This is a genomic window from Streptomyces fuscichromogenes (genome assembly GCF_014645815.1).
Classification (GTDB): domain Bacteria; phylum Actinomycetota; class Actinomycetes; order Streptomycetales; family Streptomycetaceae; genus Streptomyces; species Streptomyces fuscichromogenes.
Genome location: NZ_BMML01000115.1, coordinates 1 through 843, shown reverse-complemented (window position 1 = coordinate 843; position 843 = coordinate 1). Strand labels below are relative to the sequence as shown.

The following is an 843-nucleotide window of genomic DNA, read 5'->3' as shown; positions in this document are numbered from 1 at the left end:
AGCATCCTTGTGGTGTGACTGCGTGCCTTTTGAAGAATGAGCCTGCGAGTTTGCGGTGTGTTGCGAGGTTAACCCGTGTGGGGTAGCCGTAGCGAAAGCGAGTCCGAATAGGGCGTCTGAGTAGCACGCTCAAGACCCGAAGCGGAGTGATCTAGCCATGGGCAGGTTGAAGCGGAGGTAAGACTTCGTGGAGGACCGAACCCACCAGGGTTGAAAACCTGGGGGATGACCTGTGGTTAGGGGTGAAAGGCCAATCAAACTCCGTGATAGCTGGTTCTCCCCGAAATGCATTTAGGTGCAGCGTCGTGTGTTTCTTGCCGGAGGTAGAGCACTGGATAGGCGATGGGCCCTACCGGGTTACTGACCTTAGCCAAACTCCGAATGCCGGTAAGTGAGAGCGCGGCAGTGAGACTGTGGGGGATAAGCTCCATGGTCGAGAGGGAAACAGCCCAGAGCATCGACTAAGGCCCCTAAGCGTACGCTAAGTGGGAAAGGATGTGGAGTCGCAGAGACAACCAGGAGGTTGGCTTAGAAGCAGCCACCCTTGAAAGAGTGCGTAATAGCTCACTGGTCTAGTGATTCCGCGCCGACAATGTAGCGGGGCTCAAGCGTACCGCCGAAGTCGTGTCATTGCAGCATATAGCCCCAACGGGTGCTGTGATGGGTAGGGGAGCGTCGTCTGCCGGGTGAAGCAGCACCGGAAGGTAGTTGTGGACGGTTGACGAGTGAGAATGCAGGCATGAGTAGCGATTCACACGTGGGAAACGTGTGCGCCGATTGACTAAGGGTTCCTGGGTCAAGCTGATCTGCCCAGGGTAAGTCGGGACCTAAGGCGAGGCCGAC

General features: G+C 56.8%; 1 rRNA gene. It reads left to right on the top strand.

Annotated features, from left to right (window positions below):
* Positions 1-843, top strand: a 23S ribosomal RNA gene (locus IEZ11_RS50430); the annotation flags it as partial.